The organism is Bordetella ansorpii (assembly GCF_900078705.1).
In the GTDB taxonomy this organism is placed as follows: domain Bacteria; phylum Pseudomonadota; class Gammaproteobacteria; order Burkholderiales; family Burkholderiaceae_B; genus Bordetella; species Bordetella ansorpii_A.
In genome coordinates this window covers 147346-169166 of record NZ_FKIF01000009.1, presented here as the reverse complement: position 1 = coordinate 169166, position 21821 = coordinate 147346, and the positions used below count along the sequence as shown (strand labels likewise).

General features: G+C 67.9%; 20 protein-coding genes. 6 read left to right on the top strand and 14 right to left on the bottom strand.

Features of this window, described 5'->3' with window-relative positions; translation table 11 throughout:
- Positions 1–145 precede the first annotated feature (145 nt).
- From A6745_RS23530 to A6745_RS23520, 3 genes are read left to right on the top strand one after another with little or no spacing between them, the layout of a single operon-like run.
- On the top strand, positions 146–1183 hold the full coding sequence (locus A6745_RS23530) for a branched-chain amino acid ABC transporter permease (RefSeq protein ID WP_066132636.1): 1038 nt from the start codon (positions 146–148) through the stop codon (positions 1181–1183).
- Between the two features lie 5 nt (positions 1184–1188).
- Positions 1189–3021, top strand: coding sequence for a branched-chain amino acid ABC transporter ATP-binding protein/permease (locus A6745_RS23525; RefSeq protein ID WP_066132632.1), 1833 nt, complete (start codon positions 1189–1191; stop codon positions 3019–3021).
- Positions 3018–3770: an ABC transporter ATP-binding protein gene (locus A6745_RS23520; RefSeq protein WP_066132629.1), complete on the top strand. Its 753-nt coding sequence runs from the start codon at positions 3018–3020 to the stop codon at positions 3768–3770. Before A6745_RS23525 ends, A6745_RS23520 begins: the two co-directional genes overlap by 4 nt.
- 86 nt (positions 3771–3856) lie before the next feature.
- Here A6745_RS23520 and A6745_RS23515 read toward each other — a convergent pair whose 3' ends face one another.
- From A6745_RS23515 to fdxA, 12 genes are all read right to left on the bottom strand, one after another.
- Positions 3857–4897 (bottom strand): sensor histidine kinase, encoded by a 1041-nt coding sequence (locus tag A6745_RS23515; protein ID WP_066132627.1) that lies wholly within the window; start codon positions 4895–4897, stop codon positions 3857–3859.
- A gap of 159 nt (positions 4898–5056) precedes the next feature.
- Positions 5057–6070 carry an ABC transporter substrate-binding protein gene (locus A6745_RS23510; protein ID WP_066132624.1) on the bottom strand — a complete coding sequence of 338 codons (1014 nt, stop codon included), beginning with the start codon at positions 6068–6070 and terminating at the stop codon, positions 5057–5059.
- 210 nt (positions 6071–6280) lie between these two features.
- Positions 6281–7276, bottom strand: coding sequence for a branched-chain amino acid ABC transporter permease (locus A6745_RS23505; protein ID WP_066132621.1), 996 nt, complete (start codon positions 7274–7276; stop codon positions 6281–6283).
- Entirely contained in the window at positions 7273–8160 is an 888-nt protein-coding gene (locus tag A6745_RS23500) for a branched-chain amino acid ABC transporter permease (protein WP_066132619.1), read from the bottom strand. Before A6745_RS23500 ends, A6745_RS23505 begins: the two co-directional genes overlap by 4 nt.
- 98 nt (positions 8161–8258) lie before the next feature.
- Complete coding sequence (locus A6745_RS23495) at positions 8259–9473, bottom strand: ABC transporter substrate-binding protein (protein WP_066132616.1); 1215 nt, start codon at positions 9471–9473, stop codon at positions 8259–8261.
- A gap of 81 nt (positions 9474–9554) precedes the next feature.
- Positions 9555–10313, bottom strand: a complete 759-nt coding sequence (locus tag A6745_RS23490) for an ABC transporter ATP-binding protein (RefSeq protein WP_156513530.1) — start codon at positions 10311–10313, stop codon at positions 9555–9557.
- A gap of 166 nt (positions 10314–10479) precedes the next feature.
- Positions 10480–11253, bottom strand: coding sequence for an ABC transporter ATP-binding protein (locus A6745_RS23485; protein ID WP_066132610.1), 774 nt, complete (start codon positions 11251–11253; stop codon positions 10480–10482).
- 205 nt (positions 11254–11458) lie between these two features.
- Positions 11459–12094: an endonuclease III gene (nth, locus tag A6745_RS23480; protein WP_066132607.1), complete on the bottom strand. Its 636-nt coding sequence runs from the start codon at positions 12092–12094 to the stop codon at positions 11459–11461.
- A gap of 2 nt (positions 12095–12096) precedes the next feature.
- The gene (gene rsxB / locus A6745_RS23475; protein ID WP_066132604.1) at positions 12097–12789 is read right to left on the bottom strand and encodes an electron transport complex subunit RsxB; all 693 of its coding nucleotides are present in this window, start codon (positions 12787–12789) and stop codon (positions 12097–12099) included.
- An 88-nt stretch (positions 12790–12877) separates the two neighbouring features.
- The gene (locus A6745_RS23470) at positions 12878–14113 is read right to left on the bottom strand and encodes a polyhydroxyalkanoate depolymerase (protein ID WP_066132601.1); all 1236 of its coding nucleotides are present in this window, start codon (positions 14111–14113) and stop codon (positions 12878–12880) included.
- 184 nt (positions 14114–14297) lie between these two features.
- Positions 14298–15071: a ferredoxin--NADP reductase gene (locus tag A6745_RS23465; protein WP_066132597.1), complete on the bottom strand. Its 774-nt coding sequence runs from the start codon at positions 15069–15071 to the stop codon at positions 14298–14300.
- Positions 15072–15115: 44 nt separating this feature from the next.
- The gene (fdxA, locus tag A6745_RS23460) at positions 15116–15439 is read right to left on the bottom strand and encodes a ferredoxin FdxA (protein WP_066132594.1); all 324 of its coding nucleotides are present in this window, start codon (positions 15437–15439) and stop codon (positions 15116–15118) included.
- A 589-nt stretch (positions 15440–16028) separates the two neighbouring features.
- Here fdxA and pncB point away from each other — a divergent pair.
- Positions 16029–17207, top strand: a complete 1179-nt coding sequence (pncB, locus tag A6745_RS23455; RefSeq protein ID WP_066133183.1) for a nicotinate phosphoribosyltransferase — start codon at positions 16029–16031, stop codon at positions 17205–17207.
- Between the two features lie 52 nt (positions 17208–17259).
- The gene (locus A6745_RS23450) at positions 17260–17613 is read left to right on the top strand and encodes a RidA family protein (protein WP_066132588.1); all 354 of its coding nucleotides are present in this window, start codon (positions 17260–17262) and stop codon (positions 17611–17613) included.
- 137 nt (positions 17614–17750) lie between these two features.
- Here A6745_RS23450 and A6745_RS23445 read toward each other — a convergent pair whose 3' ends face one another.
- The gene (locus A6745_RS23445; protein WP_066132585.1) at positions 17751–18260 is read right to left on the bottom strand and encodes an NAD(P)H-dependent oxidoreductase; all 510 of its coding nucleotides are present in this window, start codon (positions 18258–18260) and stop codon (positions 17751–17753) included.
- Positions 18257–19090 (bottom strand): M90 family metallopeptidase, encoded by an 834-nt coding sequence (locus A6745_RS23440; RefSeq protein ID WP_066132582.1) that lies wholly within the window; start codon positions 19088–19090, stop codon positions 18257–18259. Before A6745_RS23440 ends, A6745_RS23445 begins: the two co-directional genes overlap by 4 nt.
- A gap of 78 nt (positions 19091–19168) precedes the next feature.
- On the opposite strand from A6745_RS23440, the gene A6745_RS23435 reads away from it, so the two are divergent.
- Positions 19169–21406, top strand: a complete 2238-nt coding sequence (locus tag A6745_RS23435; protein ID WP_066132579.1) for a RelA/SpoT family protein — start codon at positions 19169–19171, stop codon at positions 21404–21406.
- The last annotated feature ends 415 nt before the right edge of the window (positions 21407–21821 follow it).

The window sequence follows — 21821 nt, the reverse complement described above, 5'->3', positions numbered from 1 at the left end:
CCCGCAGCACCTCGCACCGGCCCCCAGAGCCTGTCGACGTCAAAAGGAGGCTCCTTTTGGTGTCCAGCAGGCCCTAGGCCGGTGTGTCGTATTCGCAGTGCTCCGGTCGGGGTCGGAGCGCCAGGAAAATCAACAGGTCGTATAGATGGATTCCACAATTGCGCTGATCCTGCTGCAGGACGGCATCGTCAATGGCGCGATCTATGCCCTTCTGGGCATGGCGCTGGTGCTGGTGTTCGCCGTCACGCGCGTCATCTTCATTCCCCAGGGCGAGTTCGTCGCGTTCGGCGCGCTGACGCTGGCCATGCTGGTCGACGGCAAGATGCCCGGTACCGTGTACCTGCTGCCCCTGCTGGGCGGCGTGGTCACCCTGCTCGAACTGGTCCGCGCCGCGCGCACGGGCAGCTGGGCGGGCCTGCCCAAGGTGCTGCTGGGCTGTGTGGCGCTGCCGCTGGCCTTGCTGGCGCTGACCTCGGCCTACGTCGGCCCCGGCACCTCGCTGTGGCTGAACATGCTGCTGACGCTGGCGCTGGTCGTTCCCATGGGGCCCATGGTCTACCGCATCGTCTACCAGCCGCTGGCCGAGGCCACGGTGCTGGTGCTGCTGATCGTCTCGGTGGCGCTGCACTTCGCGCTGATGGGCCTGGCGCTGGTGTTCTTCGGCGCCGAGGGCTGGCGCACCCCGGCCTTCGTGTCGGGCCAGGTCGACCTGGGCCTGGGCACCTGGTCGGCGCAGAGCCTGTTCGTGGTGGCGACCTGCGCGCTGCTGATCGTCGCGCTGTGGCTGTTCTTCGGCAAGACGCTGTACGGCCGCGCGCTGCGCGCCACCGCGGTCAACCGCCGCGGCGCCCGCCTGGTGGGCATCAGCACGTCGATGTCGGGCAGCCTGACCTTCACCCTGGCCGTGGCCATCGGCGCCATGTCCGGCATGCTGATCGCGCCCATCACCACGGTGTACTACGACACCGGCTTCCTGATCGGCCTGAAAGGCTTCGTCGGCGCCATCATCGGCGGCCTGGCCAGCTATCCGGTGGCCGCCGCCGGTTCGGTGCTGGTGGGCCTGCTCGAATCCTATTCATCTTTCTGGGCCAGCGCCTACAAGGAAGTCATCGTCTTCACGCTGATCATCCCGGTGCTGATCTGGCGCTCGTTCGGCAGCCATCACGTGGACGACGAGGAATAAGCATCATGAACCGTATCCTGACGACCGTCTTTCTCGTCGTGCTGGCGGCGCTGCCGCTGCTGCCCTTCACCCCCGAGTTCTGGATCACGCAGCTCAACTACATCGGGCTGGCCAGCCTGGTGGCGCTGGGCCTGGTGCTGCTGACGGGCGTGGGCGGCCTGACCTCGTTCGGCCAGGCGGCCTTCGTGGGCCTGGGCGCCTACACGACCGCGCTGCTGTCCACGCACTACGGCGTGTCGCCGTGGCTGGCGCTGCCGATCGGCCTGGTGCTGACGGCGCTGGTGGCCTTCCTGCTGGGCCAGATCACGCTGCGCCTGTCGGGCCACTTCCTGCCGCTGGGCACCATTGCCTGGGCGCTGTCGCTGTATTACCTGTTCGGCAACCTGGACGCGCTGGGCAAGCATGACGGCATCGCGGGCATCCAGCCGCTGGAGTTCTTCGGCATCTCTTTGGCCAGCGGCCGCAACATCTACTTCCTGATCTGGGTCTGCGTGCTGCTGGCCCTGTGGGGCACGCGCAACCTGCTGGACTCGCGGCCCGGCCGCGCCATCCGTGCGCTGAAAGGCGGCGCCGGCATGGCCGAGTCGATGGGCGTGAACACGGCCTCGTACAAGATCGTCATCTTCGTGTGGGCCGCGCTGCTGGCGTGCGTGTCGGGCTGGCTGTACGCGCACATGCAGCGCGCCGTCAGCCCCAGCCCGTTCGGCCTGAACTACGGCATCGAGTATCTGTTCATGGCGGTGGTGGGCGGCGCGGGCCACGTGTGGGGCGCGCTGCTGGGCTCGGCGCTGATCCTGTCGCTGAAAGACCAGTTGCAGAATTGGCTGCCCTCGCTGCTGGGCAGCGACGCCAACTTCGAGCTGATCGTGTTCGGCGTGCTGATGATCCTGGTACTGCAGTACGCCAGCAACGGCCTGTGGCCCATCCTGTCGGGCTGGTGGGAGCGCGTCGGCGGCGTTTCGCGCCGCAGCCGTCCCGCGCCGCCCGAGGCGCCGGTGCTGCCGCAGCGCGAGCGTCCGCAGGGCGGGGCGCTGGTGCTCGAGGTCGACAACATCCGCAAGCAGTTCGGCGGCCTGGTCGCGGTGAACAACATCTCGTTCAAGGTGCGCGCGGGCGAGATCATGGGGCTGATCGGCCCGAACGGCGCGGGCAAGAGCACCACCTTCAACCTGATCAGCGGCGTGCTGCCGGCCACCAGCGGCCAGGTGCGCTTCCTGGGCGCACGCATCGACGGCAAGTCGGCGCGCGTCATCTCGCAATCCGGCGTGGGCCGCACCTTCCAGCACGTGCAACTGCTGCCGGCCATGTCGGTGCTGGAGAACGTGGCGCTGGGCGCGCACCTGCGTTCCGACGTGGGCGTGATGGCCGGCGCCCTGCACACCGACCGGGCGCGCGAGGCGCGCCTGCTGCACGAGGCCGCGCGCCAGTTGCAGCGCGTGGGCCTGGGCGACTACCTGTACGAACAGGCCGGCAACCTGGCCCTGGGCCAGCAACGCATCCTGGAGATCGCCCGTGCGCTGGCCGGCGATCCCTTGCTGCTGCTGCTGGATGAGCCGGCGGCGGGCCTGCGCTACAAGGAGAAGCAGGAACTGGCCCAGGTGCTGGAGCAACTCCGCGCCGAGGGCATGAGCATCCTGCTGGTGGAACACGATATGGATTTCGTCATGCGCCTGACCAATCACCTGGTGGTGATGGATTTCGGCACCAAGCTGGCCGAAGGCGTGCCGGCCGAGGTGCAGCAGAATCCCGCCGTTCTCGAGGCCTACCTGGGCGGTATCGACGACGACCTGCCCGAGTCGGTGCAGGCGGCTCCCGCCGTGGCAGGAGGCACGCGATGAGCGATCAACAGCAATCCATCCTGGAAGTGCGCGACCTGTCGGCCCGCTACGGCAAGGTCGGCGCGCTGTCCAATGCCGTGATCAGCGTGCCCGCCGGCAGCATCGTCACCGTGATCGGCGCCAACGGCGCCGGCAAGTCGACCATGCTGAACGCCGTGATGGGCGCCTTGCCGCAGACCGGCCACGCCACGGGCCAGGTGCAGTACGCCGGCGCCGACGTGTCGGGCTGGCAGGTCGAGCGCCGCGTGTCGGCCGGCATGTCGCTGGTGCCCGAGCGCCGCGAACTGTTCGGCAGCATGTCGGTGGAAGACAACCTGCTGCTGGGCGGCTTCCGCCGCTATCGTGCGCGGGAGCGCGGCTGGCAGGACACGCTGGAAGAGGTGTTCATGCTGTTCCCGCGCCTGCGTGAACGGCGCGGCCAGCAGGCCGGCACGCTGTCCGGCGGCGAACGCCAGATGCTGGCCGTGGGCCGCGCGCTGATGGCCAAGCCGCGGCTGCTGATGCTGGACGAGCCCAGTCTCGGCCTGGCGCCGCGCATCGTGCGCGAGATCTTCCACATCATCGCGCGCCTGCGCGAGACGGGCGTGGCGATCCTGCTGGTCGAGCAGAACGCGCGTGCCGCGTTGCAGGTGGCCGACTATGGCTATGTGCTGGAAACCGGCGAGATCGTGCTGCACGGCCCCGCTCGCGAACTGGCGGGCAATCCGCGCGTGATCGAGAGCTATCTGGGGCTGGGCAAGAAAGAGTAGGGCGGCTGCCGGCATCCCGCTGGATGCCGGCGTGTCCACTTCCGGCATCGGGATATCGCGCCTTCTCGGCGGGTTGCCGTGGGCGCTCAGGCGAAACTCGGCTCGCCGTGCACCGACAGCCGAATCACGCTGCGGTCGGCCTGCTGGTCCATCGTCAGGCTGTAGCGTTCCGGATAGCACTGCGCCAGCCGCTGATTCAGATTGTCCAGCACCGGCCCGGCCCGCGACGGGTCGAACGTGCCCGACAGATGGCCCGGGTTGTCCACTTCGATCTCCAGCACCGAGTCCCGCATCCATACCTGGACCTGCACGCGGAATGGCGCGCCGCCCGCGCGCTGGCCTTGCCGTACGGCATGTTCGACCAGGGCGGGCAAGGTCATGTGGGGCAGGCGCTTGCCCAGCGTGGCGCCGTCGACGGCAAAGTGGCATGAGAATCGCTCGCCCAGGCGCTGCGTCTGGATGCCGACCAGATCCCGCACCGCCGCCACTTCCTCCTGCACGCTGCGCAGCGTATTGCCGTTCCTGTCCAGCGCGTACTCCAGGTAATCGGCCAGTTGCCGCGCCAGTTCCTGTGCATGCGCGGGCCGTGTGGCGATCTCGGCCTGGATGGCGTGCAGCGTGTTCAGGACCAGATGCGGCTCGACCTGGCGTTGCAGGTGTTCGAGTTCCTTCTGCCGCGCCTGGGCCTCGGACAGGCGTTCGGTGCGCACCTCCAGTTCGGCGCTGAAGCCGTAATAGGCCAGTGCCCAGATGCACAGCACGCCCAGGTAGTAGACGAACCCCAGCGAGAAAGTGCCGCGCGGCATGACGGCGGAGGCGCCCATCGGAAACAGCTCTCGTATCGCGGTGCCCAGCAACCCCAGCAGGAAGGCACCCACTATGCAGGCCGTGATGGCGGCGGCCAGGACGTGCAGGCGGCGGGCCTGGCCGGCATGGCGCACGTGCAGCACGGCCGCCGCGCTGGTGCCGATGAAGCCCAGCGTGTCGAGCGTGGTGGTCAACGCCAGCGCCAGCGTCGGGTTGCCGAAGGCCGCGCTGCGGATCCAGAAGCCGAGGGCGCCCAGTGCCAGCCAGCCGATGGGCTGCACGCGCCAGAAGAAGGGGGAAAGGCCAGCGCCGGTCAGCATTGTTACAAAAAGTGTTTGGAAGGCAGCAAGGATAGCCTGACAACCCGCCGCCAACAAGGCACGCAAGCGCCCATCAGGGGGCCGTGCCTGTCAACGCTGAAAAGCGCCTCGCCGCCGGCGAACCGGCGGGCAGCCGGCCTGGCGCGGGCGGTGGCCGCGCTAAAGCGCGGCTTGCACCCGCTGCGCGACCTCGGCGGGCACCCACGTCTTCCATTCGTCGCCGTGGGTCTTCAGGAAATACCTGGCGGCGTCCTCGGGCTCGGCGCCTTCGTTCTCCAGCCAGCCCAGCGTGCCGTCGATCGCCTTGCTGGAGATCTTGATGGACGAGAAGAAGGCCTGCAACTGCGGCGCCTGCCGGGCGAAATCCGCGTTCAGGCCGGTGACGACCGGCTGGGCCTTGAACTCGGTGGCCACGGGATTCCCGCACTTGGGATCGGTGATGCAGCGGTAGGCCTGCGGGTCGAACGGCGGCAGTTCCAGCTTCACGAGGTCCAGCGCGCCCACCAGCGCCGTCGGCGTCCAGTAGTAGAAGACGATGTCCCGCTTGCGCTTGTAGGCGGAGACGATGGCGGCCTTCTGCGCGGCGCCCGAGCCGGGTGCGAACATGGTGTAGCTCTGGTCCAGCTTCAGCGCGCGGATCAGGTTGTCGTTCAGCGTGCCGCAGGCCCAGCCGGCGGGGCAGCCGTAGATGCGGCCCTTGCCGGGTTCCTCGGGATCGGCGAAGGTGTCCTTGAAGCGCGCCAGGTCGGCGGCGCGCTTCAGGTCGGGATGGCGCTCGGCGGTGTAGCGCGGGATGTACCAGCCTTCGCCGGCCTCGTAGACCTGGCCCACGCCGATCACCTTCTTCGAGGCAAGGGCCTTGTTCCAGGCCCCTTCGATCTGGCCGGGCCACACCTCGGGCGTGACGTCCACGTCGCCGCGCTGCAGCGCGGTCAGCATGGCCAGGGTCTCGCCGGGTTCGACCTGGGTCTTGCAGCCGTAGCCCTTCTCCAGGATGAAGCGCTCGATGCCTGCCAGCACCAGGTTGGATTCCCAGTTCAGGCCGGTGAAGCGCACGGGGCGCTGCACCTCGCACTGCGGACCCGCGGAGGCGGCCGAGGCCGCGGCGGGCAGCGCCGCCGCCAGGGTGAGGCAGGCGGCCAGCGCCAGTTTGGAAAGGGGGGAGAGGCGCATCGGCAGGGCTCCTGGGCAGGCGCCGCCGCAAGCTGCGGGCGGCTGTGGGGTGGTCGGCCGCTCATTCTACGAGCCGTGGGCAGGGGCCGCGCCCCCGCCGCGCGGCGCTTGGTAAGCAGCTGTGAGCGAGGGGCAGGCGCCAGGCCATGCGCGCATGGCTCATGCGGCATCGGGATCCGCGGCGGGATGACGATTCCGCCGCCGGGCGCCTCAGGCCTTCGCCGCCGCCGACGCCGACCGTCGCCGGGCGTACAGCGCGGCCGCTTCTCCGACCAGGCCGCGCCGGAACGCCATCACGCACACCACGAAGATCAGGCCGATGACGATGGTGACCGATTCGCCCAGCTGATTGAACCAGTCGATGCCGGTCAGGCCGGCCAGGCCGCGGCCGAAGTCGCCGACCTTGTTCTCCAGCATGACCACGATGAAGGCGCCGACGACCGGGCCGGTCAGCGTGCCCAGGCCGCCGATCAGCGTCATCAGGATCACCAGGCCGGACATCTGCCAGGTGGCGTCGGACAGCGTGGCCGACACGAACACCAGCGACTTGGTGGCGCCCGCCAGGCCAGCCAGCGCGGCCGACAGCACGAAGGCCAGCAGCTTGAAGCGGTCCACGTCGTAACCCAGCGAGAGCGTGCGCGGTTCGTTCTCGCGCAGCGCCTTGAGCACCTGCCCGAAGGGCGAGTGCACGGTGCGCCAGATGATGAAGTAGCCGATGGCGAACACGGCCATCACCACGTAGTACAGGTTCAGGTCGTGCGACAGGTCGATCATGCCCAGCAGCGTGCCGCGCGGGATGCTCTGCAAGCCATCCTCGCCGCCCGTGAAGCCCGCCTGCAGGAAGAAGAAGAACACCATCTGCGCCAGCGCCAGCGTGATCATGGCGAAGTAGATGCCGCTGCGGCGGATGGCGATCAGGCCCATCACCAGCCCCAGCAAGGCCGCCACGGCCACGCCGAACAGCACGCCCAGCTCGGTGGGCAGGCCCCAGATCTTGATGGCGTGGCCGGCCGCGTAGGCCGCGCTGCCCAGGAAGGCCGCGTGGCCGAAGGACAAGAGGCCGGTGTAGCCCAGCAGCAGGTTGAAGGCGCAGGCGAACAGCGCATAGCACAGGACCTTCATGACGAAGATCGGATAGACGCCCATGAAGGGCAGCGCCGCCACGATGACGGCCGCCAAGACGTAGCCCAGCAGTTGACGGTTCATTTTTCCCTTCCGAACAGCCCGGCGGGGCGCAGCAGCAGCACGACGGCCATGATGATGAAGACGACGGTGCTCGACGCCTCGGGCCAGAACACCTTGGTCAGGCCTTCGATGACGCCCAGGCCCAGGCCGGTGACGATGGCGCCCATGATGGACCCCATGCCGCCGATCACGACCACGGCGAACACCACGATGATCAGGTTGGTTCCCATCAGCGGGGACACCTGCAGCACGGGCGCCGCCAGCACGCCGGCGAAGCCCGCCAGCGCCACGCCGAAGCCGTAGGTGAGCATGATCATGCGGGGCACGTTCACGCCGAAGGCCTCGACCAGGCGCGGGTTCTCGGTGCCTGCCCGCAGCAGCGCGCCCAGCCGGGTGCGCTCGATCACGAACCAGGTCGTCAGGCACACCGCGATGGAGGCCACCACGACCCAGGCGCGGTAGTTGGGCAGCACCATGAAGCCCAGGTTGGTGGCGCCGCGCAGCGCCTCGGGCGTGGGGTAGGGCTGGCCCGACACGCCGTAGATGCTGCGGAACAGGCCTTCGATCAGCAGTGTCAGTCCGAAGGTCAGCAGCAGCCCGTACAAGTGATCCAGCTTGTAGAGGTGCCGCAGCAGCAGGCGTTCGACCACGATGCCGAACAGGCCCACCACGATCGGCGCCAGGATCAGCATGGCCCAGTAGTTCAGGCCCAGATAGGTCAGGCCCATCCAGGCGACGAAGGCGCCCAGCATGTACAGGGCGCCATGGGCGAAGTTGATGACGTTGAGCAGGCCGAAAATGACCGCGAGCCCCAGCGACAACATGGCGTAGAACGAGCCGTTCACCAGGCCCAGCAGCAGTTGTCCCAGCAGCGCCTGTATGGGTATGCCGAATACTGAAATCATCTTGTGGATATTCCTGCGCGCGTGCGGATTACAGCGTATTCAGTTCGCGGCGCGGCCTGGCGGATGATGCGAGGCCGCGCCGGTACGGCGCCGAAGAATTACTTCTTGACCAGCTTGCAGGTCGATTCCGACAGCTTGGTGTAGACGTCATCGCCCGGCAGGGTGGCGACGACCTTGTAGTAGTCCCACGGGCCCTTGGATTCCTTGGGCGTCTTCACCTGCATCAGGTACATGTCGTGCACCATGCGGCCGTCCTCCCGGACCACGCCGTTCTTGGCGTAGAAGTCGTTGACCTTGTTCGACTTCATCCATTTCATCAGCGCGTCGGCATCGTCGGTGCCGGTGGCCTTGACGCCGCTCAGGTAGAACGCCACCGAAGAGTAATCGGCCGCCTGCAGCGACGAGGGCTTGCGCTTGACCTTTTCCTCGAACCTCTTGGTCCAGGCGCGCGAGGCGTCGTCCTGGTCCCAGTACCAGCTGTCGGTCAGGTACATGTTCTGGGTGGCTTTCAGGCCCAGCGAGTGGATGTCGTTGATGAACACCAGCAGGCCGGCCATTTTCATGGTCGAGGTGACGCCGAACTCGTTGGCGGCCTTGATCGAGTTCACCGTGTCGCCGCCGGCGTTGGCCAGTCCCAGGATCTGCGCGCCCGAGGACTGGGCCTGCAGCAGGAAGGACGAGAAGTCGGTGGTGGCCAGCGGCGCGCGGACGCTGCCCTTGATCTCGCCGCCGTTGGCCTTGATGACGGCCGTGGTGTCGCGTTCCAGCGCGTGGCCGAAGGCGTAGTCGGCGGTCAGGAAGAACCAGCTCTTGCCGCCATTCTTCACCACGGCGGAGCCCGTGCCACGCGCCAGCGCCACGGTGTCGTACGCATAGTGCACGGTGTAGGGGGTGCACTGCGCGTTGGTCAGGTCGGAGGCGCCCGCGCCGATGGAGATGAAGGGGCGCTTCTTCTCGGCGGCCACGGCGGCCATGGCCAGGTTGGTGGCGGAGTTGGTGCCGCCGATCAGCAGGTCGACCTTCTGCTGGTCGAACCATTCGCGCGCGCGGGCCGAGGCGACGTCGGCCTTGTTCTGGTGGTCGGCGGACAGCACCTCGATCTTCTTGCCGTTGATCGAACCGCCCGCGTCCTCGATCGCCATCTGGATGGCCGTCAGGCCGGCCTTGCCGTCGATGTCGGAATACACGCCCGACATGTCGGTGATGAAGCCGATGCGGATCACATCGTCCGAAATGCCCTGGGCCTGGGCGGGTAGCCCGGCGAATCCCAGGCCGGCCAAGGCCAGTGCGGCAGTGATGGTGTGCAACTTCATGGGATGACTCCTCTCGTTCCTGTGTTTTGGGGTGCCGGCACTGCGCCGGCGGGTGACAGGCTTTCTTGTTGTAGACAGGCCCTAGACGCCCAACAGTTCGTTGAGCGTGTCCTGCTTCTGCGCGAGCTGCGAGGCGGCGAAGTGCTCGACGATCTGGCCGTGCTCCATGACGTAGAAGCGGTCGGCCAGCGGCGCGGCGAAACGGAAGTTCTGCTCCACCATGACGATGGTGTAGCCGCGCGCCTTCAGCGTGGTGATCATGCGGGCCAGCGCCTGCACGATGACGGGAGCCAGGCCCTCCGAGATCTCGTCGAGCAGCAGCAGGTTGGCGCCGGTGCGCAGGATGCGCGCCACCGCCAGCATCTGCTGCTCGCCGCCCGACAGGCGCGTACCCGGCGAGTTGCGGCGTTCGTGCAGGTTGGGGAACATCTCGTAGATTTCGGCCAGCGACATGCCGCCGCCCAGCGCGCCCACGGGGGGCGGCAGCAGCAGGTTCTCCTCGCAGGACAGGCTGGCGAAGATGCCGCGCTCTTCGGGGCAGTAGCCCACGCCCAGGTGGGCGACACGATAGGTGGGCAGGTCGATCGACTCGGTGCCGTTGAGGCGCACAGAGCCCTTGCGCGAACCGGTCAGGCCCAGGATGGCGCGCAGCGTGGTGGTGCGGCCGGCGCCGTTGCGGCCCAGCAGCGTGACGACCTCGCCGCGCGCGACCTCGATGTCCACGCCGTGCAGGATGTGCGATTCGCCGTACCAGGCGTGCAGGCCGGAGATCTGCAGGGCAGGGGTGCCGGCAGCGGCGCGAGGCTGGATTTTTTCCGCCGCGCGTTCTTCATGCGGCATGGCGTACGTAGTCGTGCTCATAGGGTGCCCCCTTGGCGCTGCGCGCCGTCCCCCCAAGGGGGAGTTTCGCCTTTCGGGCGGCCGTGCAGGCTAAGGATGTTGCCCCCTTGGCGCTGCGCGCCGTCCCCCCAAGGGGGAATTTCGCCTTTCGGGCGGCCGTGCAGGCTCATGCATGCGCTCCTTGAAGTTCACCATCGGTGGTGCCCATGTACGCCTGCATCACCGCCGGATGCTTGGATACGACGCCGTAGGGGCCCTCGGCCAGCACCGCGCCGCGCGCCAGCACGGTGATGGTGTCGGCAATCGAGGACACGACGTTCATGTTGTGCTCGACCATGAGAATGGTGCGGCCTTCGCTGACGCGCTTGATCAGGTGCGTGACGCGGTCGACGTCTTCGTGGCCCATGCCCTGCGTGGGCTCGTCCAGCAGCATCAGTTCGGGTTCCATCGCCAGCGTGGTGGCGATTTCGAGCGCGCGCTTGCGGCCGTAGGGCAGATTGGCGGTGGTCTCGTCGGCGAAGGCGCCCAGGTCGACCTGCTCCAGCAATTGCAGCGCGGTGCGGTCCAGGCTGTGCAGCCGCGATTCGCTTTTCCAGAAGTGGAACGACATGCCGGTCTTGCGCTGCAGGCCGATGCGCACGTTCTCCAGCACGGTCAGGTGCGGGAACACCGCCGAGATCTGGAACGAGCGGATGACGCCGCGGCGCGCGATCTGCGCGGGACGTTCACGCGTGATGTCCACCCCGTTGAAGACGATGCTGCCCGAGGTGGGCGACAGGAACTTGGTGAGCAGGTTGAAGCAGGTGGTCTTGCCTGCCCCGTTGGGACCGATCAAGGCATGGATCTGGCCGCGCTTGACGCGCAGGTCGACCTCGTTCACGGCCACGAAGCCGCGAAACTCCTTGGTCAGTTTTCTTGTCTCCAGGATGGCATCGTCCATATCGGCATACCAACATCGTTTTATGTAGTTGCGGCGAGTATGCGGACCCCCATGGCAAATATCCATGAGGGTTTTTCATAGTATGTTGCCGTGCAGCGTGGCCCGGCCGATATGGAAGATTTATGACAGGACGCCGGGCTGCCTCGGGGCCGGGGCGCCGCCCCGGGGGCGCGAGCCGGTGGGCAAGCGGCCCCGCCGCCCACTGTCACGCGGCAGATTTCTGTTTGAATTCGCAGAGGTCGGAAATGCCGCATTGCGGGCATTTCGGCTTGCGCGCCACGCAGACGTAGCGGCCGTGCAGGATCAGCCAGTGGTGCGCGTCCAGCCGGTATTCCGGCGGAATCACCTTCTCCAGCTTCAACTCCACGTCGAGCACGTTCTTGCCCGGCGCGATGCCGGTGCGGTTGGACACGCGGAAGATGTGCGTGTCCACGGCGATGGTGGGCTCGCCGAATGCCGTGTTCAGCACCACGTTGGCGGTCTTGCGGCCGACGCCGGGCAGGGCTTCCAGCGCCTCGCGGCTGCGCGGCACCTCGCCGCCATGCCGCTCCAGCAGCATCCTGCAGGTGGCGATCGTGTTCTTGGCCTTGGTGCGGAACAGGCCGATGGTCTTGATGTAGTCGGCCAGGCCTTCCTCGCCCAGGTCCAGCAGGGCCTGCGGCGTGCCGTAGGTGGGGAAGAACTTGCGCGTGGCCAGGTTCACCGATTTGTCGGTGGCCTGCGCGGACAGCAGCACCGCGATCAGCAACTGGAACGGAGTCTCGTATTCCAGTTCGGTGGTGGGCGTGGGATTGGCGGCTTGCAGGCGAGCGAAGATCTCGCGGCGTTTGGCGGCGTTCATGGTCAGCGGGCCTGTCGCCGGGCGCGGGCGCGCGCCAGGGCGGATTCGATGGCGGTGCGACGGCGCTCGGCCTCGGGCGCGGCGTGCGGCGCGGCGTCCAGTCCGGCCGTCGCGGCGTCCGCGGAAACGGCCTGAGCAACGGAAGTGTCCGCTTGCGGCGCGAGCGCTTCCGGCGTTTCGGCCATCAGGCGCTGCTGCTCGGCCGGCGCGCGCGCAAGCCGTTCGCGGCGCGCGACGTGGCGCGAGCGCGCCGCCTGCGCATCGGCTGGCGTCCACGCTCGGCCGGCGGGCAGCATGGCGATGCAATCGACCGGACAGGGAGGCAGGCACAGGTCGCACCCGGTACAGAGTTCGGGCAGCACGGTATGCATGCGCTTGGCCGCGCCCACGATGGCGTCCACCGGACAGGCCTGGATGCACAGCGTACAGCCGATGCAGTGGGCCTCGTCGATGACGGCGGCCGTCAACGGGCCGGGCTGGCCGCGTCCCGTGTCCAGCGGCAGCTCGGGGGTGTCCAGCAATCGGGCCAGCGCGGCGATGCCCGCGTCGCCGCCCGGGGGGCAGCGGTTGATGGCGGCGTCGCCGGCGGCGATGGCCTCGGCGTACGGACGGCAGCCGTCATAGCCGCACTTGGTGCATTGCGTTTGCGGCAGCAGGCCGTCGATGCGCTCGGCGAGCGTCGGAAGGAAAGGCATGGGCGGTGAGAAAGAGCGGGGCGCATGGCCTGGGGCGTGGGGCCTGTACGCGCGATGCGGCGTGGCAGGCCCCGATGCGCTGGCCCGCTCAGGATTGGCGTATGAATGCCGCGATTTTAGGGCAGATCGTCTCGCGCCACCGGCGGCCGGCGAAGATGCCGTAGTGGCCCGCGCCCTGCGCCAGGTAATGCTGCTTGCGGGCGGCCGGGATGCCGCGGCACAGGTCGATGGCCGCGCGGGTCTGGCCCTGGCCCGAGATGTCGTCCAGTTCGCCCTCGATGGTCAGCAGGGCCGTCTTGCGGATGTCGGCGGGCCGCACCGGCTGGCCGTCCACGACCCAGGTGCCGCTGGGCAGGCGGAACTCCTGGAAAACCGTGCGGATCGTGTCCAGGTAGAACTCGGCCGGCATGTCCAGCACGGCGTTGTACTCGTCATAGAAGCGCACGTGCGCCTCGGCGTCGCCGTCGTCGCCGCGCAGCAGGTCGAGGTAGAAGTCGTAGTGCGACTTCAGATGGCGGTCGGGGTTCATCGCGATGAAGCCGGCGTGCTGCAGGAAGCCCGGATAGACGCGCCGGCCGGCGCCGCGGTAGTTGCCCGGCACCAGGTGGATCAGCTGCGTCTCGAACCACTCGTACGGCTTGGTGGTGGCCAGGCCGTTGACCTGCGTGGGCGACTGGCGCGGATCGATGGGGCCGCCCATCATCGTCATGGTGCGGGCCTGGACGGGCTCATCGGCGCTGGCCATCAGCGAGATGGCGGCCAGCACCGGCACCGTGGGCTGGCATACCGAGATGACGTGCACGTCGGTGTCCGCGCCCAGCATGCGGATGAACGCCTGCACGTAGCGCACGTAGTCGTCGAGGTGGAACGGGCCGGCGGCCAGCGGCACCATGCGCGCGTCGACCCAATCGGTGACGTACACGTCGTGCGCGGGCAGGAGCGCGCGCACCGTGTCGCGCAGCAGCGTGGCGTGGTGGCCCGACAGCGGCGCCACCAGCAGCACGCGCGGGTCCTTGCGCGCGGCGGCGTTGCGCGGCAGTTCACGCTCGAAATGGATCAGGCGGCAGAAGGGCTTGTCCAGCGCACAGGTCTCGCGCACCGCCACGGTCTTGCCGTTGATCTCGGTGCTGTGCAGTTGCCATTCGGGCTTGTGGTAGTCCTTGCCGATGCGATGCACCAGCGCCAGGCTGGCCGCCATCTGGCGCGCGATGGGCGTGTAGGACAAAGGGTTATACGGACTGGAGAACCACTGGGAGCCGGCGTCGGTGAACTCGGCCAGCGGGCGCAGGAAAGCCCGCTGCATTTCGTGCAATTGATACAGCATGGAGAGGTTGTTCCTTGCTTGCCTACGTGCTGGGGAAATAAGGATATTTCCAAACAGTCTGTTACGGGTGGCCGAAAACCCTTGTTGCGTTGCGAAAAAACGACTCGGAAGGCGTCATTCGGCGTCGCAGGCAAGGGCGTCGGGACCGGATGAAGGGCGGTGGGCAGGGCCGCCGGACGGCGGCCTACCAATAGTTTTCGGCCGCCAGGGTGCCGGGAATGCCGCGCCGGCCGGGCGCGAAACCGCGTTCGCCCAGCAGCTTGCGGGCATCGGCCAGCATGTCGGGATTGCCGCACAGCATGACGCGCGCAGGGGCCGGATCCAGCGGCAGGCCGGCCAGTTCTTCGAGGCGGCCGTCGGCGATCAGCGTGGTCAGGCGTTCCTGCGGCATGCCGGGCAGGGGTTCACGCGTGGCGATGGGCAGATAGACGAGCTTGCCGGGCGCCGCGGCCTGCCAGGCGGCGATCTCGTCGCGGTAGGCCAGTTCGTCGGCCGTGCGCACGCCGTGCGCCAGCACGATGCGGTCGAAGCGTTGCCAGACGGCCGGATCGTCCAGCATGGACAGATAGGCCGACAGGCCGGTGCCCGTGGCCAGCAGCCACAGGTGGTCGCCGGTGGGAAAGCGGTCGAGCGTGAGGAAGCCGAAGGGCGTCTTGTCCACGTACAGCGCGTCGCCGGGCCGCAGTTGCGCCATGCGCGGGCTGAACTCGCCGCCGGGCACCACGATGGAATAGAACTCGAGCCAGTCTTCCGAGGGCGCGGACACCATCGAGTACGCGCGCCACACGGTGGGTTCGGCGTGGGGGTCGGTGGGGTCGGCGGGCAGGCCGACGCGTGCGAACTGGCCGGGCTGGAACGCATAGGCCGGGTCGCGCGTGACGCGTACCGAGAAGAGTTTGCCGGGCACCCAGGTGTGTACCTGGGTGACGGTCTGGCGGGTGTACTTGCTGTCTGTCATCGGCAATTCGGGCGGTCGCGCAAAGGTCGTTCCGCCGGCGCGCTTCAGCGTTCGAGGTACTGCAGCTTGTCTTCCTTGCCGTTCCACGCGTCGGCGTCGGCCAGCGGCTTCTTGGCGCGGCTGATGCTGGGGAAATCGGCGGACAGTTCGGCGTTCAGGGCGATGAACTTCATCTGGTCCTGCGGCACGTCTTCTTCGGCATAGATGGCGTTGGCCGGGCACTCCGGGATGCAGACGGCGCAGTCGATGCACTCGTCGGGGTCGATCACCAGGAAGTTCGGCCCCTCGCGAAAACAGTCAACCGGGCAAACGTCCACACAATCCGTGTATTTGCACTTGATACAGTTTTCGGTGACTACGTGGGTCATTCAGGAACTCCGGACAGGCGGCGCGTAATTGAAAGATTTTACCTAATGCGCCAAGGCGGCACGATCATAACCCCGCCCCAACAATGGGTGTGTCGATGTCGTGGGATGCATTGTTGCGAACTTGACAACGATATAGGGGTTTCTTTTGTGCCTCGATTCGAGTTCTTGCGCACCGGGAGCACAACTGCGAAGTCTCGTCCTCGCGCTGCGAGCGCAGCATTCGCGCTCCGGGCGTGACTTCTCCGCAATGCTCCCGGCTCAAGCCGTCTAAATTCCAGGCGCCGCACAAACACATTTCTTTGGCCACAGTTCGTACCCATGGAGATATGCATCACGAACCTTGGAGGTCGTGAAAAGCAGCGCGACACCGTACTCCGTCGGGAGCAGCAAGCGCTCCGGAGTAGTCGCGCCCGCAGCGCGAAAGCGCGAGGACGTGACTACGCAGGGGCGATTGCTGCGGCAGAAGAACGATTACGCCGCCGCATCACCACGCAAACCACGGCAAGAAACAATACCCCAGGGGAGCGCGAGGGCCCCGCCCTCGCAAGCCCCCTCCTGTGATATGGTTGCCGAAACGAATCGCGCGATCATGATAATCACTTCGCTGCTCGACACCGACCTGTACAAATTCAGCATGATGCAGGTCGTGCTGCACCATTTCCCCGCTGCCCAGGTCCAGTACCGCTACAAGTGCCGCACGCCCGGCATCGATCTGCGTCCGTACCTGGAAGAGATCCGCGCGGAAATCCGGCATCTGTGCCAACTGCGGTTCACCGAGGCCGAGCTCGAGTACCTGCGCAACCTGCGGTTCATCAAGAGCGACTTCGTCGATTTCCTGGGGCTGTTCCACCTGCCCGAACGCTGCATCACCGTCAGTCCCGACCCCGATCATCCGGGCGAGATCTTCATCTCGGTCGAGGGGCCCTGGCTGCACACGATCCTGTTCGAGATCCCGGTGCTGGCCATCGTCAACGAGGTCTACTTCCGCAACACCAGCAAGGATGCGGACTGGGAAGAAGGGCGCAGCCGGCTGCAGTCCAAGATGCACCTGGTGCTGGACGATCCGGAGCTGGCCGACTTCCGCGTGGCCGACTACGGCACGCGCAGGCGCTATTCCAGGATGTGGCACGAGGAAGTCGTGACCACCATGAAGACGCAGATGGGCAGGCATTTCGCCGGCACCAGCAACGTGCTGCTGGCCATGCGCCACGGCGTGCTGCCGCTGGGCACCATGGGCCACGAGTACTTGCAGGCCTGCCAGGCGCTGGGGCCACGGCTGCGCGATTCGCAGGTGTTCGCGTTCGAGGTGTGGGCCAAGGAATACCGCGGCGACCTGGGCATCGCGCTGTCCGATGTCTACGGCATGGATGCGTTCCTGCGCGACTTCGACATGTATTTCTGCAAGCTGTTCGACGGCGCGCGCCACGATTCGGGCGATCCCTTCACGTGGGGCGAGCGCATGCTCGAACACTACCGCGCCAACCGCACCGATCCGCGCGCCAAGACCCTGGTGTTCTCCGACGGCCTGACCTTCCCGCGCGCCATCGAACTGGCGCGCCGCTTCGCCGGGCGCTGCAAGGTATCGTTCGGCATCGGCACCAACCTGACCAACGACCTGGGCCACGAGCCGCTGCAGATCGTCATGAAGATGGTCCGCTGCAATGGCCAGCCGGTGGCCAAGGTGTCCGATGCGCCCGAAAAGACCATGTGCGACGATCCGGCCTATCTGGCCTATCTGCGCCAGGTCTTCCAGTTGGCGCCCGCGTAAGGCGGCGCGCAGTCCTTTTTCCGCAAACTCTCTTCCGCAAGGGGAAGTCTTCATGAGCAGCATCAAGCGTTTCAACGTCGCCAAGCGCCTGTCCGACATGGCCGTGTACAACGGCGTGGCCTATCTGGCCGGCCAGGTGCCGGACGACGCGACGCTGGACATCACCGGCCAGACGGCCCAGGTACTGGCCACCATCGACCGCCTGCTGGCCGAAGCCGGTACCGACAAGACCAAGATCCTGATGGCCCAGATCTTCGTGACCAACATGAAGGAGTTCGACGGCATGAACAAGGCCTGGGACGCCTGGGTGGCCGACGGCAACTCGCCCCCGCGCGCCACCGTCGAGGCGCGCCTGGCCAATCCCGACTACAAGGTCGAGATCGTCGTCACGGCGGCCATCGCCTGAGCAGGAAATACGAGGCGCTCCTCGGGGCGCCTGGGCTGGCTGCGCCGCAGGGCCGGGTGTCGGCGATACCGCCCGGACGCCACGGGATCCCCGGCGGCGGCATGGCGAAAACCGGCCGGCGCCCGCACGCAGCCGCGTCAGAGGCCCGCCAGCAGGGTGGCGGCCAGCAGGCCGCCCAGCTCCTCGCATTGCGCGAGGACGGCCGCCGGCACTGTCTTGGCGGCCATGATCGCTTCGGGTGTCTGCGCGCCATTGCGCGCCACCAGCGCCGGCGCCACTGCGCGCAGGCGCCAGCCGGTGCAGATGCGCTCGGCCTGGCGCGCCGCGCCCGAGCCGTCGGTGCCCGCGCTGATCGCCAGGCCATACGGCCGGCCCGCGATGCGGTCCAGCGCCGGGTAATAAGCGCGGTCGAAGAATTCCTTCATCTCGCCGCTGAGCGTGCCCAGGTTCTCGGGCGCGCAGAACAGGTAGCCATCGGCTTTCAGCACGTCGCCGGGCTGGGCTCGGCCCGCGCGCCGGCGCACCACCGCCAGGTGCGGCGCGGCGTCCAGTTCACGGGCGGCATGGCGGGCGCCGCGCTCCAGCGCGGCGGCCATGGCGCGCGCCGCGCCGGTGCGCGAATGCCAGACGATCAGCAGCGTCTTCACGCCAGCCGCGCCAGGGTGTCCTGCCGGTAGTAGGCCCGCAGCAGGGCATGCCAGTCGGGCAGCGCCTGCGCCAGCGGCAGCGGATCGATGAAGAAATGCTCGGAGCTGACCGCGAAGAACTCGGCCTCGTCCGTGGCGGCGTACGGGTCCAGCGGCAGGCTGGCGTACCAGGCGTCGGCGTCTTCGCTTTCGGGGTCGACGTCGGGCGCAATGGCGGCTTCCACCGCCTCCAGCGCGGCCACGTAGCGGTCGTAGCTGTCCGCCAGCACCTGCCGCCACACGCGCGGCTTGATGTCGGGATGGGCCGCCAGCGACGGCATGCCGTCGGCCTGGCCCGCGTGCAGGTCGAGCTTGTGGGCGAATTCGTGGATGACCGCGTTGAAGGCGCCGGCCTCGGGATCGGGGTCGCTCCAGGACAGCACGACCGGCCCGCCGTCCCAGGCCTCGCCGGCCGCCTCTTCCACGTATTCGTGCACCACGCCGTCCTCGTCCATCTGGCGGCGCGGGATGGAGAAGCCTTCGGGGTAGAGGATGATCTCGTCCCAGCCCTCGTACAGCGACGGCGACAGGTGCAGGATGGGCAGGGCGGCCTGCGCGGCGATCGCCAGGCGCATGAAATCCGTGGGATCCAGGCCGCGCGCGCCGTTCAGGTTCTTGCTGGCCAGCAGCCAGGCGCAGCGCGCCCGCAACTGCTCGCGCTCGGGCGCCGCGAGCGGGGCCAGGAACGGATAGGCCGACAGCACCCGCTGCCAGAGGTCGTCGGGAATGCGGGCCTGCATCTCGGCCACGTCGGGGGCGGCGGCTCCTCGGCCGCGCAGCCATCGGAACATGATGGGATTCCTGGGGTTGCTTCGGACCTCTAGTGTAGAGTTAGAAAATTGTCCCTCAGTCCGTCTACGCCGCGCGCAATGTCCGCCTCCACCGATCCCGTTCTGCCCGGTCCGTTCGACGCCGCCTGGCGCCAGGCCGCCGTGCAGGGGCTCGACGAAGACGGCGCGCGCCTGGTCGAACGGGCCGCCGCCTGGGCCGAGCCGCGCTTCGACGGCCAGGTGGCGCTGACGGGCGAGCCCCTGCGCACGCATGCCGTGGGCGTGACGCGCCTCTTGGCTCGCCTGCAGACCGACGCCGCGACGCGCGCCGCCGCCTTGCTGGTCTCGCTGCCGCACGACCCGATGGCGCCCGTGCCGCCGCCGCGCAATGATCCCATCGCGGCCGAGTTCGGGCCCGAAGTGGCGCGCCTGGTGCATGGCGCCCGCGCGCTGCTGCGCCTGGGCGCGGTGGCGCGGCAGGCCAGCGATGCCTCGGCCGATACCGGCAGCCAGAAAGAGATGCAGCGCAAGATGCTGCTGGCCATGGCGGCCGACCTGCGCATCGTGCTGATGCGCCTGGCCTCGCGCCTGCAGACCCTGCGCTGGCATGCCGAGACCAAGGCGCCGTGCGATCCGGCCTTCGCCCGCGAGACCCTCGACCTGTACACGCCGCTGGCCAACCGGCTGGGCATCTGGCAACTGAAATGGGAGATGGAAGACCTGGCGTTTCGTTTCCTCGAACCCATGCGCTACAAGGAAATCGCCAGGCTGCTGGAAGAGAAGCGCGCCGAGCGCGAGGCCTTCATCGCGGCCGCCATCGACCGCCTGCGCGCCGCCCTGGAGGGCGCGGGCATCACCGCCGAGGTCAGCGGGCGGCCCAAGCACATCTACAGCATCTGGAACAAGATGCGCGTGAAGACGCTGGATTTCTCGAAACTGTTCGATCTGCGCGCGCTGCGCGTCATCGTCGAGGACGTGCGCGATTGCTACGCCGTGCTGGGCCTGGTGCACGAAATGTGGGCGCCCATTCCCGAGGCCTTCGACGACTACATCTCGCGGCCCAAGCCCAATGGCTACCGCTCGCTGCACACGGTGGTCAGCGATGACGACGGCCGGCCGTTCGAGGTGCAGATCCGCACGCGCGAGATGCACCAGTTCGCCGAGTACGGCATGGCCGCGCACTGGCGCTACAAGGAAGCCGGCGCGCGCGGCGGCCAGGTGGCGGCCTCCAGCGACTACGACCGCCAACTGGCGTGGATGCGGCAACTGCTGGCCTGGGGCGCCGACGTCGGGGCCGCGGAAGGCCACGATGCGCCCGATGCCGCCACGCACACCGGCGATGGCCGCATCTACGTGATGACGCCGCAGGCGCGCGTGATCGAGCTGCCCGAGGGCGCCACGGCGGTCGACTTCGCCTATCACCTGCATACCGACCTGGGCCACCGTTGCCGCGGCGCGCGGGTCGATGGCCAGATGGTGCCGTTGCATACGCGGCTGGCCACGGGCCAGACGGTCGAGATCATTTCCGCCAAGGCGGGCGGCCCGTCGCGCGACTGGCTCAACCCGCAACTGGGCTACCTGGCCGCGCCGCGCTCGCGCGCCAAGGTGCGCGCCTGGTTCAATGCCATCGAGCTGCAGCAGCGCATCACGCAAGGCCAGGCGCTGGTCGAAAAGGAACTGCAGCGGCTGGGCAAGACCGCGGTCAACCTGGAACAGCTTGCGCAGACGCTGGGCTTCGCCCGCGCCGACGACCTGTATGTGGCCGCCGCCAAGGAAGAGTTCAGCCTGCGCCAGATCGACGCCGTGTTCCAGCAGCCGGCGCCGGTCGTGGAACCCCAGCCGCACGCGCTGCGCCATGCCAACGCGCCGGGCGCGGGCAGCGTCACGGCGGGCGGCAAGAGCGGGGTGCTGGTGGTGGGCGTGGGCTCGCTGATGACCCAGTTGGCCCGCTGCTGCCGCCCCGCGCCGCCGGACGCGATCGCCGGCTTCGTCACGCGTGGCCGCGGCGTTTCCATCCACCGCGCCGACTGCCCGAGCTACCTCGCCCTGGCCGCCCGCGAGGCCGAGCGGGTGATCGACGTGGCCTGGGGCCAGACGGCCGACACGGTCTATCCGGTGGACATCAGCGTGCGCGCCCACGACCGCCCCGGCCTGCTGCGCGACCTCTCCGAAGTCTTTGCGCGGCTGCGCCTGAACGTGGTCGGCGTCAATACCCAGAGCCGGCAGTCGTTGGCGCACATGGTCTTCACGGTCGAGGTGCGGGACGGCGAGGCGCTCGGCCGTGCGCTGGATGCGCTGCGGGCCGTTCCCGGCGTGTCGGGGGCGGACCGGCGCTGAACTGGGTTTTTTAGTGACGGTGTCGGCAAGCGGGTTTTCTTTCCGATGGGGTAAAGACGGCTGGGGTATGGCGGGGGTATCTTGTTCTTTATGGCGCCGCGGGCGTGCCTGCGAAGTCCCGTCCTCGCGCTTTCGCGCTCCGGGCGTGACTTCTCCGGCACGCCCGCGGCTCACATCCGAGCAATGCGGCCGACTTGCAAAACACGTTCTTTTTAGTGCGTCAGGGCGGGTGAAAGCAGTGATCCATCCGGGGGCTGGCGGTCATGGGCAGTGTCTGTCGTCAGCGCCTTGGGGGATCGGAAAACATGCGATGGCGTGTCGCCGTGCTTCGTTGGGTGCAATCGTAGTCGGGGCTAAGGCTGGGCTGATTCCCGCGTGGCCCGCCGTGCTTCGCAGCGATGCCCCCGGCGCTCAA